Origin of the sequence: Marinobacterium lacunae, assembly GCF_000705555.1 — a bacterium.
Taxonomy (GTDB): domain Bacteria; phylum Pseudomonadota; class Gammaproteobacteria; order Pseudomonadales; family Balneatricaceae; genus Marinobacterium_D; species Marinobacterium_D lacunae.
The window spans coordinates 26607-41681 of sequence record NZ_JMQN01000015.1; the positions used below are offsets into that span (position 1 = coordinate 26607).

16 protein-coding genes are annotated in these 15075 nt (G+C 56.1%); 13 read left to right on the top strand and 3 right to left on the bottom strand.

The features are described from left to right. Positions 1-50: 50 nt before the first annotated feature. A complete protein-coding gene (locus ADIMK_RS04805; RefSeq protein WP_036184449.1) occupies positions 51-710 on the top strand; it encodes a thiopurine S-methyltransferase in 660 nt (219 codons plus the stop codon). Between the two features lie 18 nt (positions 711-728). On the opposite strand, the gene ADIMK_RS04810 is transcribed toward ADIMK_RS04805, so the two are convergent. Beyond that, positions 729-1697 carry a polyprenyl synthetase family protein gene (locus ADIMK_RS04810; protein WP_036184451.1) on the bottom strand — a complete coding sequence of 323 codons (969 nt, stop codon included), beginning with the start codon at positions 1695-1697 and terminating at the stop codon, positions 729-731. Positions 1698-1991: 294 nt separating this feature from the next. On the opposite strand from ADIMK_RS04810, the gene rplU reads away from it, so the two are divergent. The 4 genes from rplU to proB all read left to right on the top strand — a co-directional run bounded on the left by rplU (position 1992) and on the right by proB (position 5061). Beyond that, complete coding sequence (gene rplU, locus ADIMK_RS04815; protein WP_036184453.1) at positions 1992-2303, top strand: 50S ribosomal protein L21; 312 nt, start codon at positions 1992-1994, stop codon at positions 2301-2303. Between the two features lie 19 nt (positions 2304-2322). Then, positions 2323-2580, top strand: a complete 258-nt coding sequence (gene rpmA / locus ADIMK_RS04820) for a 50S ribosomal protein L27 (RefSeq protein ID WP_036184456.1) — start codon at positions 2323-2325, stop codon at positions 2578-2580. Positions 2581-2707: 127 nt separating this feature from the next. Further along, a complete protein-coding gene (gene cgtA, locus ADIMK_RS04825) occupies positions 2708-3910 on the top strand; it encodes an Obg family GTPase CgtA (protein WP_036184458.1) in 1203 nt (400 codons plus the stop codon). 26 nt (positions 3911-3936) lie between these two features. Next, positions 3937-5061 carry a glutamate 5-kinase gene (proB, locus tag ADIMK_RS04830; protein WP_036184460.1) on the top strand — a complete coding sequence of 375 codons (1125 nt, stop codon included), beginning with the start codon at positions 3937-3939 and terminating at the stop codon, positions 5059-5061. Between the two features lie 138 nt (positions 5062-5199). On the opposite strand, the gene rpsT is transcribed toward proB, so the two are convergent. Continuing rightward, positions 5200-5466 (bottom strand): 30S ribosomal protein S20, encoded by a 267-nt coding sequence (gene rpsT / locus ADIMK_RS04835; RefSeq protein WP_036184462.1) that lies wholly within the window; start codon positions 5464-5466, stop codon positions 5200-5202. A 252-nt stretch (positions 5467-5718) separates the two neighbouring features. On the opposite strand from rpsT, the gene murJ reads away from it, so the two are divergent. The 5 genes from murJ (at position 5719) to ADIMK_RS04860 (ending at position 12057) form a co-directional block, all read left to right on the top strand. Continuing rightward, positions 5719-7206, top strand: a complete 1488-nt coding sequence (gene murJ, locus ADIMK_RS04840; RefSeq protein ID WP_438267740.1) for a murein biosynthesis integral membrane protein MurJ — start codon at positions 5719-5721, stop codon at positions 7204-7206. Positions 7207-7349: 143 nt separating this feature from the next. Next, positions 7350-8288 (top strand): bifunctional riboflavin kinase/FAD synthetase, encoded by a 939-nt coding sequence (gene ribF, locus ADIMK_RS04845; protein WP_036184466.1) that lies wholly within the window; start codon positions 7350-7352, stop codon positions 8286-8288. 18 nt (positions 8289-8306) lie between these two features. Further along, positions 8307-11123, top strand: a complete 2817-nt coding sequence (gene ileS, locus ADIMK_RS04850; RefSeq protein WP_036184469.1) for an isoleucine--tRNA ligase — start codon at positions 8307-8309, stop codon at positions 11121-11123. Further along, positions 11123-11632, top strand: a complete 510-nt coding sequence (gene lspA, locus ADIMK_RS04855; RefSeq protein ID WP_036184477.1) for a signal peptidase II — start codon at positions 11123-11125, stop codon at positions 11630-11632. Before ileS ends, lspA begins: the two co-directional genes overlap by 1 nt. After that, the gene (locus tag ADIMK_RS04860) at positions 11629-12057 is read left to right on the top strand and encodes an FKBP-type peptidyl-prolyl cis-trans isomerase (protein WP_036184482.1); all 429 of its coding nucleotides are present in this window, start codon (positions 11629-11631) and stop codon (positions 12055-12057) included. Before lspA ends, ADIMK_RS04860 begins: the two co-directional genes overlap by 4 nt. 20 nt (positions 12058-12077) lie before the next feature. Here the strand turns inward: ADIMK_RS04860 and ADIMK_RS04865 are convergent, their stop codons facing one another. Next, positions 12078-12476 carry a type IV pilin protein gene (locus ADIMK_RS04865; protein WP_036184484.1) on the bottom strand — a complete coding sequence of 133 codons (399 nt, stop codon included), beginning with the start codon at positions 12474-12476 and terminating at the stop codon, positions 12078-12080. Positions 12477-12547: 71 nt separating this feature from the next. On the opposite strand from ADIMK_RS04865, the gene ADIMK_RS04870 reads away from it, so the two are divergent. Genes ADIMK_RS04870 through ADIMK_RS04880 form a run of 3 tightly spaced genes read left to right on the top strand, consistent with a single transcriptional unit; the run spans position 12548 to position 15070 of the window. Then, positions 12548-13135 carry a GspH/FimT family pseudopilin gene (locus ADIMK_RS04870; RefSeq protein ID WP_051692474.1) on the top strand — a complete coding sequence of 196 codons (588 nt, stop codon included), beginning with the start codon at positions 12548-12550 and terminating at the stop codon, positions 13133-13135. Next, positions 13129-13782, top strand: a complete 654-nt coding sequence (locus ADIMK_RS04875) for a PilW family protein (RefSeq protein ID WP_036184486.1) — start codon at positions 13129-13131, stop codon at positions 13780-13782. Before ADIMK_RS04870 ends, ADIMK_RS04875 begins: the two co-directional genes overlap by 7 nt. Continuing rightward, positions 13772-15070: a pilus assembly PilX family protein gene (locus ADIMK_RS04880; protein WP_036184489.1), complete on the top strand. Its 1299-nt coding sequence runs from the start codon at positions 13772-13774 to the stop codon at positions 15068-15070. The genes ADIMK_RS04875 and ADIMK_RS04880 overlap by 11 nt, the downstream gene beginning before the upstream one ends. Positions 15071-15075: the final 5 nt, after the last annotated feature.

Genomic DNA, 15075 nt, shown 5'->3' on the forward strand with positions numbered 1-15075 from the left:
CGGACTGCATCAGTTAATTTACGCTTTAGACTGTCGATTTAGGTGGGATTATGGAACATAACTTCTGGCATCAGCGTTGGCAGGAAGGTCGTATCGGCTTTCATCAGGCGGATATCAATCCTTGGCTGGAGCAGTACTGGTCGAAGCTGAGAGTTGAACCTGGCGCAAAGGTGCTGGTTCCGCTCTGTGGCAAGTCGCGAGACATGTTATGGCTGCGTGAGCAAGAGCACGAAGTGCTGGGGGTGGAGTTAAGTGACATCGCCACGCGGGATTTCTTTCATGAGCAGGGCGTCGAGGTTGAAGCGGTTACCATCGACAATTATCACCGCCGTGAGCGGGACGGTATCGTGCTACTGACAGGCGATATGCTAGAACTGCCCTGGGAGGCGTTTCGCGGCATTGGTGCGGTGTATGACCGGGCCGCACTAATCGCGCTGCCGCCGGCCATGCGCCGACGTTACGCCGAGCGTTTGTGTCAGCGAATCGAGCCGGGTGTTGAAATGTTGCTGGTGACGCTTGAGTTGGTTGGTGATGATCGCTCCCAATTCCCGGTGACCGAAGCCGATGGGCCTCCGTTCTCAGTGTTTGAAAGCGAAGTACGGGAGCTGTTTGAGCCCGCGTTTACGGTGATTGCTTTGGCGGCGGGAGAGAAGGTCGAGACGCCTCGGGGCATCGAGCGCGAGATGGTCTACCTGCTACACCGTCAATAGGCGGTGCAGCAGCCTGAGTCAGCGTGTACGCTCAACCGCCATATTGGCGATGGTGTGCAGGGTGTCGCGGAAGCTGTTGTACGGGAGAGTATCGATTGCGGCGATTGCGCTGTCGACCTGGGCGCGTGCTTGCGCTTTGGTGTAATCGATGGCGCCGGTGCGGTGCACGATCTGCAGTATCGGTTCAAGGTCGTCCAGACCGCCCCTGCGAATCGCTTCGCGTACCAGTGATCGCTCACTCTCGGAGCCTTCACGCATCGCATGGATCAGGGGCAGTGTGGCCTTGCCCTCGGCCAGGTCGTCGCCCACGTTCTTGCCCATCTCTTCACTGCTGGAGAGGTAGTCCATGACGTCGTCCACCAGCTGGAACGCGATACCCAGATGGCGGCCATACAGGCGCAACGCCTCGCGGTGAGTCGGGTTGGCCTTGGCAAGAATGGCGCCGCATTCGGTGGCCGCTTCGAATAGCATGGCGGTCTTGCCGAGAATCACGTTCATGTACGATTCTTCTGTGGTGTCCGGGTTGCGCTGATTGAGAAGTTGCAACACCTCCCCTTCGGCAATCACGGTCGTCGCGTTGGATATGACCTCCATGATGCCCATTTCACCGATCTCGACCATGATCTGAAATGACCGCGAGTAGAGAAAATCACCGACCAGTACGCTGGGGGCATTGCCCCATTTGGCGTTGGCGGTTGCATTGCCTCGTCTGAGCTCGGAGTTGTCGACGACGTCGTCGTGCAGCAGCGTGGCGGTGTGAATAAACTCAATCACCGCAGCAAGCGGGATGTGCTGTGCGCCCTGGTAGCCGCAGGCGTTTGCCGCAAGCAGAACCAGCAGGGGGCGCAGGCGCTTGCCTCCGCTTTCAACGATATAGTGGCCGATGTTCTCAACCAGCGGGACATTGGAACCCAGGTGGTTAAGGATGTAATCGGTAACCGCGTCGAACTGCGGTTCAATCAGCGGGTTGATCTGGTGTGGCTGCATAGCGCTTATACGGCTGTCGACAGATTGGTTCGCCGCATGCTAGGGACAAGGCTCGAGGGTGTCAAGAAAAGCCCGGTTCTCGCTCGCTTTAAGCAGTTATATTGCTTGAGTTGCATTAGGTGTTTGTGTAAAATTGCGCGCCCTGAGCCTGTCCATCTTTGCTCCCTACCATAGGGTGTCAGTGCTGAAGCGGGGCGATTCCGGTCTTCCGGGTCTACTCGATAATTTGGCAGGGCCCTTAGAAGTAGGCTTCTAATCAATAGTAGCCGGGCAGGCATAACACTGGAGAAAAACATGTTTGCAGTTATTGTGAGCGGCGGTAAGCAGTACCGCGTTCAGGAAGGCCAGACGCTGAAGCTGGAAAAGCTGGCAGCTGAAGCTGGTTCCAACGTTGAGTTCGATCGTGTGCTGCTGGTCGGTAACGGTGACGACGTTAAAGTCGGCGCGCCGGTTGTTGACGGTGCCAAGGTTGCTGCTGAAGTCGTGTCTCACGGCCGTGGCGAGAAAGTGAGCATCATCAAGTTCCGTCGTCGTAAGCACCACATGAAGCGTCAGGGCCACCGTCAGTGGTTCACTGAGGTTAAAATCACTGGTATCAGTGGCTAATCAGACAGGAGATTGAACAATGGCTCATAAGAAGGCTGGTGGTTCTACGCGCAACGGTCGCGACTCGCAGTCCAAGCGTCTGGGTGTAAAGCGTTTTGGTGGTCAGGCAGTGATCGCTGGCAACATCCTGATTCGTCAGCGTGGTACCAAAGTGCACGCCGGTGAAAACGTAGGTCTGGGCAAAGACCACACTCTGTTCGCCAAGGCGGATGGCGTCGTGAAGTTCGAAGTCAAAGGCCCGAAAAACCGTCAATACGTCAGTGTAGTTCCTGCCTGAGCGGCTCACTGAAGTAGAAAAAGCTCCGCCAAGGCGGGGCTTTTTTTGTTAAAGGGCGGGCTAAACTAAACCCGCTACGAGTGCCCTCAAGTGACAGGGCGGTACCTGATCTTTCGGGAGGAAACAGATGAAATTTGTCGATGAGGCGATCATTACGGTTGAGGCCGGCAAGGGCGGCAACGGTTGTATGAGCTTTCGGCGCGAGAAGTTTATCCCGAAAGGGGGGCCTGATGGCGGTGATGGTGGTGATGGCGGCTCTATATTCGTTGAGGCGGATGAGGGGCTCAATACGCTGATCGACTATCGATACACTCGTCGTTACAACGCGCGCAACGGTGAGGGTGGTCGGGGCGGTAATTGCACCGGCGCCAAGGGCGAGGATCTGGTGCTGAAGCTGCCGGTCGGTACCACGGTGGTGGATATCGATACCGATGAGGTGCTTGCGGACCTGACCAAGGTCGGCCAGATCGAAAAGATCGCCCAGGGCGGGTTTCACGGTCTTGGTAACACCCGTTACAAGAGTAGTGTAAACCGCGCGCCGCGGCAGACGACCAATGGTACGCCCGGTGAGCTGCGTAATGTGCGTCTGGAGCTTAAGGTTATTGCCGATGTCGGCTTGTTGGGGTTGCCCAATGCCGGTAAGTCGACCCTGATCCGCTCTATTTCGGCAGCCCGACCGAAGGTGGCTGACTACCCCTTCACGACACTGGTGCCCAATCTGGGTGTCGTGCGCACGGAGGCGCATCGTAGCTTCGTTGTTGCCGATATTCCGGGGATCATCGAGGGTGCTGCCGAGGGTGCTGGCCTGGGGATTCGTTTTCTTAAGCATCTGGCGCGTAACCGGGTACTGCTGCATCTGGTTGATATGGCGCCCTGGAGCGAAACCACGCCTGCTGAGGCGGCTGTGACGGCGGTTGCTGAATTGAACAAGTTTAGTCCTACGCTGGCTGAACAGCCTCGCTGGCTGGTGTTGAATAAGCTCGATATGATCGCGGCTGAAGAGCAAGATACGGCCTGTCAGGCGGTGATTGATGCGCTTGAGTGGCAAGGGCCTGTGTATCGCGTGTCGGCGCTGAACAAGCAGGGCTTGCAGGTCTTAGTGCATGATCTTCAGGATTTTCTTGATGCGCGCGCGGCGGCCGTGGCTGAAGATCCGGCGTTGCTGGAGCAGGAGCGCGAGACGCGTGCCACGATCGATGCGGAGGCGCGTGAAAACCTCGAGCGCCTTAAAGCGGAAGCGCGGGCGCGTCGTCAGGCTGCGGCGGACGGTCTGGACGACGATGATTTTGATGAAGACGACTACGATGTCGATGTCGAGTGGGTGCGTTAACGGCGCCGTTTAGAAGAGAGGTCAGGGTGGTAGCGGGTCGCGAAGGTTTGGCGCAGGGTGGGCGCTGGGTAGTCAAGATCGGGAGTGCGTTGCTGACCAATGATGGTCGTGGATTGGACTTGGCGGCGATTGGTCACTGGGTCGATCAGGTGGCGCAGTTGCGTGCTCGTGGCGTTGAGGTGGTTCTCGTCTCCTCGGGCTCGATTGCCGAGGGTATGAAGCGGTTGGGTTGGCGGGAGCGTCCGAAGGAGGTTCATCGCCAGCAGGCGGCTGCGGCAGTGGGGCAGATGGGGCTTGTTCAGGCATATGAATCCAGTTTTGCACGCCACGGTTTGCATACGGCCCAGGTGCTGCTGACTCACGACGACCTCTCCAATCGCAAGCGCTATCTGAATGCGCGATCGACATTGTGCACGTTGATCGATCTGGGTGTCATTGCGGTGATCAACGAGAATGACACGGTTGTTACCAGTGAAATCCGCTTTGGCGACAATGATACGCTCGGTGCGCTGGTAGCGAACGCCATCGAGGCGGATTCTCTGATTCTGTTGACCGATCAGCAGGGTCTGTACGAGGCGGATCCGCGTTCCAATCCCGATGCCCGGTTTGTGCATCAGGCGCGTGCCGAGGATGATCGTCTGATCGCCATGGCCGGCGGTGGTGGCAAGCTGGGTCGCGGTGGTATGGCAACCAAGGTCAGGGCGGCGCGTCTGGCTGCACGCTCCGGTGCGCAGACTGTCATTGCCAGTGGCCGCGAATCCGATGTGTTGATGCGGTTGTTTGCCGGTGAAGATATAGGCACGCTGCTGGTGCCTGAGAAGGAGCCGGTGGCTGCGCGCAAGCAGTGGATTGCAGGTCATCTGCAGGCGCGAGGCACGCTGACTTTGGATGCGGGGGCTGTGCGGGCGCTGGTTTCCGGTGGTAAAAGTTTGCTCCCGGCTGGGGTTAAGGCGGTCTCGGGTGACTTTTCCCGTGGTGAAATGGTGTTGATGCTCGATGAGGCGGGGGCGATAGTGGCGCGTGGCCTGGTAAATTACGGTGTCGAGGATGCGCGGCGTATTATCGGTTTTGCCAGTAGTGAAATAGTTGATCGTCTCGGCTTTGTTGGGGAGCCTGAGTTGGTGCACCGGGATAATCTGGTGTTGGCCTGATTATTATTTCTCTGATGATCTGGTTGATCGATTAAGCCGGCCTGTGTGTCGGCTTTTTTGTTGTGGTGTCTGTGGTGTCAAAAAGGCACAAAAAAACCGGCTTGTGGCCGGTTTTTTTGGAGCTCTGATCGGCATGGCTTATGCGGCCATTGCCTTGATCTTAGCGTTCAGGCGGCTCTTGGTGCGGGCTACCTTGTTCTTTTTGAAGATGCCCTTGGTCACTGCACTATCGAGCAGAGGCTGAGCAACTTTGAAAGCTTCCTGGGCGGCAGACTGGTCACCGCTGGCAATGGCTTTCAGAACTTTTTTGAAATAAGTGCGCACCATGGAGCGCAGGCTAGCGTTGTGCTGACGACGCTGTTCGGCCTGGCGAGCGCGTTTACGAGATCCTGCGGAATTCGCCACGATCTGGCTCCTCAAAATTTAGTAGTGAATCAGAAACGACGTATGAGCGTCGAAAATTAGACGCGAGATTATTCATGTTAAGGGAGGGGGTGTCAAGCCTGTGTGTGTTTTTTAACGGCTGTTTCGTTGCATGCTCAAGGCGCTGTATGATCTGCCTGCCACTCTAACCTCAGCATGGGAATTGCCGTGTCCGCACAGGAATCGCGTTCGGTCGGTTTGCTTCGTTCAAGCAGTATAGTCGGGTTAATGACGATGCTTTCACGCGTTCTGGGGCTTGTCCGGGACGTTGTCATCGCCGGTTATTTCGGTGCCAGCGGCAGCGCCGATGCGTTTTTTGTCGCGTTCAAAATTCCGAACTTCCTGCGACGTCTGTTTGCTGAAGGCGCTTTTTCCCAGGCGTTTGTTCCCGTGCTCTCGGAATATCGCAGCCAGCGAGACCTGGCGGCGGTTCAGCAACTGGTGCACAGGGTGGCTGGCACCTTGGGCTCTGTGCTGATTCTGGTAACCCTGTTGTGTGTGTTGGGTGCCCCGCTGTTGGCCGCAATGTTTGCGCCCGGTTTCTACATTGCCGGCGGTGAAAAGTTCGAGCTTGCTGCGCAGATGCTGCGTATCACCTTTCCCTATCTGATGTTGATATCCTTGACCGCGTTCTGTGGCGCGATCCTGAACGCCTATGGGCGATTTGCGGTGCCGGCTTTTACACCGGTATTGCTGAATCTCTCACTGATCGCCTCTGCGGTTCTGCTCAGTCCGTTGTTTGATCCTCCCGTGCTGGCGCTGGCCTGGGGGGTGTTTATGGCTGGTGCGCTGCAACTAGTCTTTCAGCTGCCATTTCTTGCGCGGTTGAAACTGATGCCTGTTCCGCAGCGGGGCTGGAACGACGAGGGCGTGAAACGGATTCTCAGGCTGATGCTGCCGGCCCTGTTTGGCGTCTCGGTGGCCCAGATCAACCTGTTGCTCGATACCGTGCTGGCGTCCTTTCTCCAGACCGGGAGTGTTTCCTGGTTGTACTATTCTGATCGCCTGTCAGAGCTGCCGCTGGGTGTGTTCGGCATCGCCATCGCCACCGTGATTCTGCCGAGTTTGTCGAGACGTCATGCCGAACAATCCTCTGAGCACTTCAAGCAGACGCTGGACTGGGGTGTACGCATGGTGCTGCTGATCGGGGTGCCTGCGGCGCTAGCGCTGGTTGTGTTGGCCGAGCCGTTGCTCACGACGCTGTTTCATTACGGCGAAATGAGCGCGCTGGATATCGAGATGTCGGCTCGAAGTCTACGTGCCTACGGATTGGGGCTGGTCGCGTTTATGTTGATCAAGGTGCTGGCCACTGGGTTCTTCTCCCGACAGGATACAAAAACGCCGGTCAAGATCGCCATGCAGGCGATGGTGGCGAACATGGTGCTCAACCTGATCCTGATTTGGCCGTTGGCACATGCGGGGCTGGCGTTGGCCACCACACTATCGGCCTACATGAACGCTGCATTCCTGTTGCGTGGGTTGATTCAGGGCGGCGTTTTTGCCGGTCAGCCCGGCTGGCGTACGTTTGCGCTGCGTATGGTGCTGGCCAATGCGGCTTTGTGTGCCTTGCTGCTGTGGTTTAACGTGCCCACTGAACAGTGGCTCGCTGCCGGGCTGTGGCAGCGCGCACAATGGATGTCGGTATTGGTGTTTGGTGGTGTGGGTATCTACGTGCTTGTGCTGGTCGGTTGTGGGCTTAGGCTGCGCCACTTGCGAGGCTGAGGTGGTTTGCCGGTGTTCAGGACTTAATCAACACTGGTGATGTGCGCTATACTCCTGCGTTCGCATTTAATGGACGCGGCATTCGCAGCGGCATTTCTCGGATAACAGATCTTGAGTTTTAGGGGATTACGATCAGATCGCGTATGGAATTGATCCGCGGTTTACACAATCTGCGTGAGCGTCATCAGGGCTGTGTGGCCACCATCGGTAATTTTGACGGTGTTCACATTGGTCATCAGCGTGTGATCCAGCAGGTGCAGACGAAGGCGGCAGAGCTGGGGTTGCCCAGCGTCGTGATTATTTTCGAGCCCCAGCCGAGAGAGTTTTTTTCGCCTGAACAGGCTCCGCCACGACTGACGCGGTTTGGAGAAAAAGTACGTTTTCTTGAGTTTCAGGGCGTAGAACGCGTGCTTTGCCTGATGTTCAACGCGCGCCTGCGCGGCATGTCCGCCGATCAGTTCGTTGAGCAGCTGTTGGTTCAGAAACTCGGTGTCCGCCATTTTGTGGTGGGCGATGACTTCCGTTTCGGTTGTGACCGGCGGGGTGATTTTGCCCTGCTTGAGCGTGCCGGAAAGCAGTATGGTTTCTCTGTCGAGGAAACAGCGACCTGTGAAGTTGACGGTGAGCGAGTCAGCAGTACCCGTGTCCGCGCCGCGTTGCAGGCGCATGAGTTTGCCCAGGCCGCCCGCCTTCTGGGTCGTCCCTACCGTGTTGTGGGTCGGGTGATGCATGGACAGAAACTCGGACGGCAGCTGGGGTCTCCGACCGCCAATGTCCGCATGCACCGGTTCGCCTGCCCTTTGCGCGGCGTTTACGTTGTGAATGCTCTCGTACAGGGCAAACGTTACCAGGGTGTCTGCAACGTGGGATTGCGACCCACCGTTCATGGGCGTCAGCCGGTTCTGGAAGTGCACCTGCTGGATTTTAAGGGCGACCTGTACGGCGAGTTGATGCAGGTAGAGTTTTTACATTTCTTGCGCGACGAGCGTCGATTCGACGGACTCGACGCGCTCAAAGCACAGATTAAAGCGGATATCGGGGCTGCCAGAGGTTGGCTGACTTCGGCATCGTCGCAAAGTTGAAGCTGGGAATTATCCACCATGACCGATTACAAACCGACACTGAACCTGCCTGAAACGGCTTTCCCGATGCGCGGGAATCTGCCTGGTCGCGAACCTGCGCGGCTGGAGCGTTGGGCGCAGATCGATCTCTACGCCAAACTGCGCGAAGAGGGCAAGGGACGTGAGCAGTTCATCCTGCATGATGGCCCTCCGTACGCCAACGGCAACATCCATATCGGTCATGCGGTCAACAAGGTGATCAAGGATATGATCATCAAGTCGAAGACCCTGAGTGGTTTCGATGCGCCCTATGTGCCCGGCTGGGACTGCCACGGTCTTCCGATCGAGCACAAGGTGGAAACTATGATCGGCAAGGCGGGAGACAAGGTGCCTTACCGCGAGTTTCGTCAGAAATGCCGCGAGTATGCCCGTGAGCAGGTGGAAGGTCAGAAGGCTGATTTTATCCGTCTTGGCGTGCTGGGCGACTGGGATAATCCCTACCTGACCATGGACTTTGGCACTGAAGCCAATATCGTGCGTGCGCTCGGTAAAATCATCGAGAACGGCCATCTGGTGAAAGGGTATAAGCCTGTCTACTGGAGTGTGGTGGGGCAGTCGGCGCTGGCTGAGGCCGAGGTGGAGTATCAGAACAAAACCTCTACCGCCATCGATGTCCGCTTCACCGTCGTCGATCAGGACAAGGTGCTGAAGCTGTTCGGTACTGAAGCAGGCGCGGGGGCCGTTTCGGTTGTCATCTGGACTACTACACCCTGGACCATTCCGGCCAACCAAGCCGTTTCCCTGAACGGTACGCTCGACTATGCGCTGGTCGAGGCACACATCAATCAGGGTGCCGAGCGTCTGGTGCTGGCGGCCGACATGGTTGATGACATCATGGCGCGTTGGGGCGTGCAGCAGTATCAGGTGCTGGCGACCTGTAACGGCAGTGCGCTTGAGCTGCTCACGCTCAAACACCCGATCTACGACCGCCAGGTTCCGGTTATTCTCGGTGACCACGTTACGACCGATGCCGGTACCGGTGCCGTCCATACCGCGCCGGATCACGGTATGGAAGACTTTGTTGTCGGTCAGCAGTATGGCCTGGGGACCCTGAATCTGGTGCAGGCCAACGGAACATATACCGACGAGGCCGGTGAGTTCGCGGGTGTCCACGTCTACAAGGCGGACGAGCCTGTGTGTGATGCGCTGGAGCGTGAGGGCAAACTGGTTCACATGAAGCGCTTCGAGCACAGCTATCCGCACTGCTGGCGTACCAAAACCCCGCTGATCTACCGTGCGACACCTCAGTGGTTTGTCTCTATGGAGGAGAAGAAGCTCAAGGCGCATGCGCTGGACGCGATCAAGGGCGTTCAATGGTTCCCCGAGTGGGGGCAGAACCGTATCGAGGCGATGGTTGAACAGAGTCCTGATTGGTGTGTATCCCGTCAGCGTACCTGGGGGGTACCGATTACCCTGTTTACCCACAAGCAGAGTGGTGAATTGCACCCGCGTACTCAGGAGCTGATCGAGCAGGTCGCACTGCGTATCGAGCAGGGCGGTATCGATGCCTGGTTCGAGCTGGATGCAGCTGAGTTGCTCGGCGATGAAGCGGGCGATTATGACAAGGTGACCGACACACTTGATGTCTGGTTCGACTCCGGTGTGACCCACTACTCTGTACTGGAGCAGCGTGATGGTCTGCGCTTCCCGGCCGACATGTACCTTGAAGGCTCGGACCAGCATCGAGGCTGGTTCCAGTCGTCGCTGAAAACCTCGATCGCGATCAATGATTGCGCACCCTACAAGCAGGTGCTGACACACGGCTTCACCGTCGACGAGAAGGGCTACAAGATGTCCAAGTCGCTCGGCAACGTGATCGCGCCCCAGGAAGTGACCGATACCCTGGGTGCTGACATCCTGCGCTTGTGGGTTGCGTCCACTGATTATTCCGGCGAGATGGCGGTGTCCACGCAGATTCTGCAGCGTACAGCCGACTCCTATCGCCGTATCCGAAATACTGCGCGCTTCCTGCTGGCGAACCTGAACGGTTTTGATCCGGCGACCGATATGGTGAAACCTGCCGAGATGCTGGCGCTGGATCGCTGGGCGGTCGGTGCAACGGCCGCGCTGCAGAAAAAGGTGATCGACGCTTACGACAGCTACCGGTTCCTCGATGTTTATCAGCAGGTGCATAACTTCTGTGTACGCGAACTCGGTGGTTTCTACCTCGATATCATCAAGGATCGCCAATACACCACTAAGCCGGACAGCCTGGCGCGTCGCTCCTGTCAGAGTGCACTGTTCCACATCGCGGAGGCACTGACGCGCTGGATCGCACCGATTCTGAGTTTCACCGCCGAGGAGATCTACGAGGTGTTGCCGGGTGAGCGCCGCGACAGCGTGCTGCTGACCACCTGGTATGAGGGGCTTGATGTCTCCGCCGATAGCGGTGAGTTCGATGCCGGTTTCTGGCAGCGGGTCATGGCGGTTAAGGATGCGGTCAACAAGTGCCTCGAAGATGCTCGTACCGAGAAGCTGGTCAAGGCTTCGCTTGCAGCTGAAGTGACACTCTATGTGGACGAAAAGGTCGAGAGCGACCTGGCCCGTCTCGGTGATGAGCTGCGTTTTGTGTTGATCACGTCGGTCGCTCGCCTGAAGCCCCTGGCAGAGGGCGGTGATGCTCGTGATACCGAGGTGTCGGGACTCAAGGTGGCGGTCAAGGCCTCCGAGCACGCCAAGTGCGCTCGTTGCTGGCATCATCGCGAGGATGTTGGTCAGCACGCGGAAGATCCCGAGCTCTGCGGTCGTTGTATCGACAACGTCAGTGGCGAAGGTGAACAGCGCCAGTACGCCTGATGAGTATTGCAGCTAAAGAAGCCAGCGCGTTGCGCTGGCTGTGGGTATCCCTGCTTGTCATCCTGCTGGATCTGGGCAGCAAGTATCTTGCGCAGAATATGCTTGAGTACGCCAATCCGGTTCCCATTCTGCCGGTCTTTGACCTGACACTGCTCTATAACAAGGGGGCCGCCTTCAGCTTCCTGTCGGGTGCAGGTGGATGGCAGCGTTGGCTGTTTATCCTAATTGCGCTGGGTGTCAGTGCGATGCTGTTGATCTGGATGCGAAAGACACCGTTAAAGCCCTGGTGGTTAGGCGTTGGGCTGGCACTCTTGCTCGGCGGCGCTTTGGGCAACCTCTATGACCGCATCGTGCTCGGCCATGTGGTTGACTTCATTTCCGTACATTACGCCGGCTGGTACTTCCCGGCGTTTAACCTGGCTGACAGTGCGATAACGCTGGGAGCGGGTCTACTTATTTTCGATATGCTGTTTGGCGGTTCGGGTTCCGCCGGAGAGGAAAAACAATGAGTGAGCAGGCGGTAGGGCCGGGTAAATCGATCAGTCTTAACTTTGCGATCAAGTTGCAGGACGGTCAGGTCGTTGATTCAAACTTTGATCGAGATCCGGTCAGCTTTACTTTTGGTGACGGCAATATACCGGAAGGTTTCGAGCAGGCGATGCTGGGCCTCAAGGCCGGTGAGCATGTCGAGCTTACCATCGCCCCAGAGAGAGGGTTCGGTCAGCATAATCCGAGCAACATTCAGGTGATGTCGCGCAGTGATTTCGACGATATGGAGCTTGAACCGGGGTTGGTCATTGCGTTCAAGGAGCCCGGCGGCGAAATCCCGGGTGTTATCACGGAGTTTAACGAAGAGCGGGTAATGGTGGACTTTAACCATCCGCTCGCCGGTAAGACGCTGTTGTTCGAGGTCAGGATCACGGCAGTCGATTAAGCTCGACAACCTATGAACCATTAATCTTTCCAGCAGCCAGCGGGCGTTTTTGTGTTGCTCTGGTTAACGGTCAGCGTAGCCCCTCCGCAGTCATTCACCTGATCTGAACCAGCAACCGGGGCTGCGTTAATCGTGTAGGTTGATGACGTGATATTGGTCACGGTGAAAGTATAGTAATCAGCGCTGTTCAAGCCTAAGCTTTCAGCTGTAAGTTGGGCCGCTGTTGCATAGGCGTTATTGTAGGCACGGTAGCGTTCCTGCTTGATCTGGCCATCGAGAAGAACCGCCTGAGCCTCGGCTCGCCGAGCCTCTCTGACGTAGCTCTTGTACGATGGATAGGCGATTGCAGCGATGATACCGATAATAACTACCACTATCATGAGCTCGATTAATGTAAAACCGCGGGATGAGTGGTTCACTGTAGTTCCCTTATGCTGCTATGCTTGGTTAACCCAATCTTAACATCCTGACGAAAGGATTTGATCCGGTGATGGCTCTTTTTCCACGGAAAGACACACGGAGAACCTTCGAGGATCTCTATGATAGAGAGACAGGCTTCACGCTCATAGAGCTTGTGGTCACGCTTGTCGTCGTCGCCATACTGGCCACCGTAGCCGCCCCCGCCTTCCGCGACTTCTTCGAGAATAGACGTCTTACCGGCGCTGCACAAACCCTGTATGCAGATCTTCAGCTGGCACGTGCAGAATCTATCAAGCGGAATCAGGTTATCTTCGTCAAGTTCGATGACACACCATCGAACGACTGGTGTTATGGATTGGAGGAGGCGTCGAGCGCCACATCCTGTGACTGCTCGGATTCGGGCAATGCGTTTTGCACCATAGATGGCGTACGCAGAGTGACGGATGTCGATGACTTCCCGGGCGTTACCATGAGTGCAGCCTCGGTGGCCGGTTCCGTCATTACCTTCGATCCCAAGCGTGGCACGCTCTCACCGGCTGGGTCAATCTACTTTACCGGAGACAGCGGCACACAGATGCGTCTTGTCATGAGCCTGTTGGGCCGTGTCAGATTATGTACGCCAGCAGGCTCCAACGTCCCGGGGTATGAGTCATGCTGAAGATGCGCCGGGAAACAGGCTTTACACTGATCGAGATGATGATCGCCCTGTTGCTGGGTCTGATAGTGACCGGAATCGCCATCTCGATGTATGTCTCCACATTGGGTATTACCAAGCAAACTGTCACCTCCGTTCGCCTGAGCCAGGAGTTGCGAACAGTCATGGACATGATGGTACGGGATATTCGAAGGGCGGGGTATTGGGCTGGCGGAACGCTGACAGGTAACCCCCATGGTGTAGTTTCCGGAGGCTTGCCAGTCAATGTGTTTACCTCGCCAAAGTCATCTGACAGCAACTCATGTGTGGTTCTTTCTTACGATTACGATGCAGATGGTTCTGCAACCATTGAACATCTGATGGGGTATCGACTGGATGATGCACAGAATGCCGTCGAAGTGCTGTGGACGTCTTCATCGACATTAACTGGTGGTGTGGACTGCTCGGTATTGCCTGGCAATTGGGAAAACCTGACCGATGACAGTACAACCGTCATCACCGAATTGTTGTTCGAACGGCTTCCATCGGCGGCGTCGTTCGCCTCTGCCGCTGCGCGTTCGATCCGTATTACCTTGCGGGGTGAGTCGGCTTCGGATGATCGGTTGGTTAAGGAGCTAATCGAGGAAGTGAGGGTGAGAAATGATCTCTAGTCACCGCTTCATACATTTGCGGAGTCACAGTTATCAATCGCAGCGCGGCGCAGCGACGCTGATAGTTGCTGTGGTGCTGCTGGCGCTGCTCACAATAACGGTTTTAACTGTTAGTCGTGTCACCACGTTAGAGTTGAAAACCGGGGCTAATACAAACCGAGCCAAAGAGGCATTCCATGTCGCGCAGGGAGGCTTGGATTATGGTGCGATGAAGTATGTCGAGGATGGCTCGGCCTGGACACCTAGCGGTACGACCTCTGTCGCTATACCGTCTGGCAGTGAAACCGACGCTCAAGTTTCGATAGTGGTATCAGGGGGCTTTGCCACGATTACCTCGGTAGGTGAGTCGCCGGATCAGACAGGCTCGGCGACCATTGAGGAAAAGTATGGAATTGTTCCGCTGCTCGCGACAGGTGAGCTTCCACCTTTGATGGCTAACGGTAATGCTGCAATTAAGGGCACCTTTTCCATCGTAACCAACCCTAATGGGGGCGGGGATGGTGTACCTGTGTCTGTGTGGGCTGAGTCAGCACAGACACAGGGCACAGGTGCTTGGGAAACTTGCAACCTGGACGAATTCCTGTATGCGGGAGGAAACGCCAGTGAGGTTAAGGGTGGAGATGCTGAATGGGTCTGCGATGACTGCAGTTGCGACAATGCTGTGCCAGCCAACCAAAAATTGTGTGATTCTAAAGTGGTGGCAGATCCAGAAGATTGCGCAGATATAGTAGCGGATCCATGTGTACCTGATACATTTGAAAACTTATTTGGACCAAATGTTTACGCGGACTCCGCTGCCTGTGGTGGTGATTCAGGTGTAACGCCGTCAGCTTGGCAGGCCTATCGAGAACTAGGAATGCAATATGGTGTGACCTGTGATGACTTGGGTGAGAATACTGGAGAAATTTTTTACTCTGGCGGTGCGTATGACGGTGAGCTTCCTCTGATTTGGATAGAAGGCGACTGTAAGTTGCCCACCAGGGTGGGGAGTGAAAACGCTCCCTTCATATTGGTAGTTCACGGTGATATCACTGCGAATGCAAAGACTATCATTTATGGTATTTTGTTTGCGTTTAGCGATATTTATACTGCTTCGGAGGAGTTTAGTGCTTCATTCACAGGCGGTGCGACGATTTATGGGGCAATATTAGTGAATAGTGGGCCGGATCATCTCAATGGTAATTTTACTCTAGTATATGCGAATGACTTACTCGATAAATTATCCAATGATGGTGAAGGATACGATTCGTTAGCGAGATTCCCTGGATCTTGGACGGATATGAACTAGAGGTT

What these genes read in the sequence shown, in the direction of transcription:
- ribF (WP_036184466.1), top strand. Translation starts at nt 7,350, where the DNA reads ATGGAATTGATCCGCGGTTTACACAATCTGCGTGAGCGTCATCAGGGC.
- lspA (WP_036184477.1), top strand. Translation starts at nt 11,123, where the DNA reads ATGAGTATTGCAGCTAAAGAAGCCAGCGCGTTGCGCTGGCTGTGGGTA.
- ADIMK_RS04810 (WP_036184451.1), bottom strand. Translation starts at nt 1,697, where the DNA reads ATGCAGCCACACCAGATCAACCCGCTGATTGAACCGCAGTTCGACGCG.
- cgtA (WP_036184458.1), top strand. Translation starts at nt 2,708, where the DNA reads ATGAAATTTGTCGATGAGGCGATCATTACGGTTGAGGCCGGCAAGGGC.
- ADIMK_RS04805 (WP_036184449.1), top strand. Translation starts at nt 51, where the DNA reads ATGGAACATAACTTCTGGCATCAGCGTTGGCAGGAAGGTCGTATCGGC.
- rpmA (WP_036184456.1), top strand. Translation starts at nt 2,323, where the DNA reads ATGGCTCATAAGAAGGCTGGTGGTTCTACGCGCAACGGTCGCGACTCG.
- rplU (WP_036184453.1), top strand. Translation starts at nt 1,992, where the DNA reads ATGTTTGCAGTTATTGTGAGCGGCGGTAAGCAGTACCGCGTTCAGGAA.
- ADIMK_RS04860 (WP_036184482.1), top strand. Translation starts at nt 11,629, where the DNA reads ATGAGTGAGCAGGCGGTAGGGCCGGGTAAATCGATCAGTCTTAACTTT.
- ileS (WP_036184469.1), top strand. Translation starts at nt 8,307, where the DNA reads ATGACCGATTACAAACCGACACTGAACCTGCCTGAAACGGCTTTCCCG.
- ADIMK_RS04875 (WP_036184486.1), top strand. Translation starts at nt 13,129, where the DNA reads ATGCTGAAGATGCGCCGGGAAACAGGCTTTACACTGATCGAGATGATG.
- murJ (WP_438267740.1), top strand. Translation starts at nt 5,719, where the DNA reads ATGCTTTCACGCGTTCTGGGGCTTGTCCGGGACGTTGTCATCGCCGGT.
- ADIMK_RS04870 (WP_051692474.1), top strand. Translation starts at nt 12,548, where the DNA reads ATGGCTCTTTTTCCACGGAAAGACACACGGAGAACCTTCGAGGATCTC.
- ADIMK_RS04880 (WP_036184489.1), top strand. Translation starts at nt 13,772, where the DNA reads ATGATCTCTAGTCACCGCTTCATACATTTGCGGAGTCACAGTTATCAA.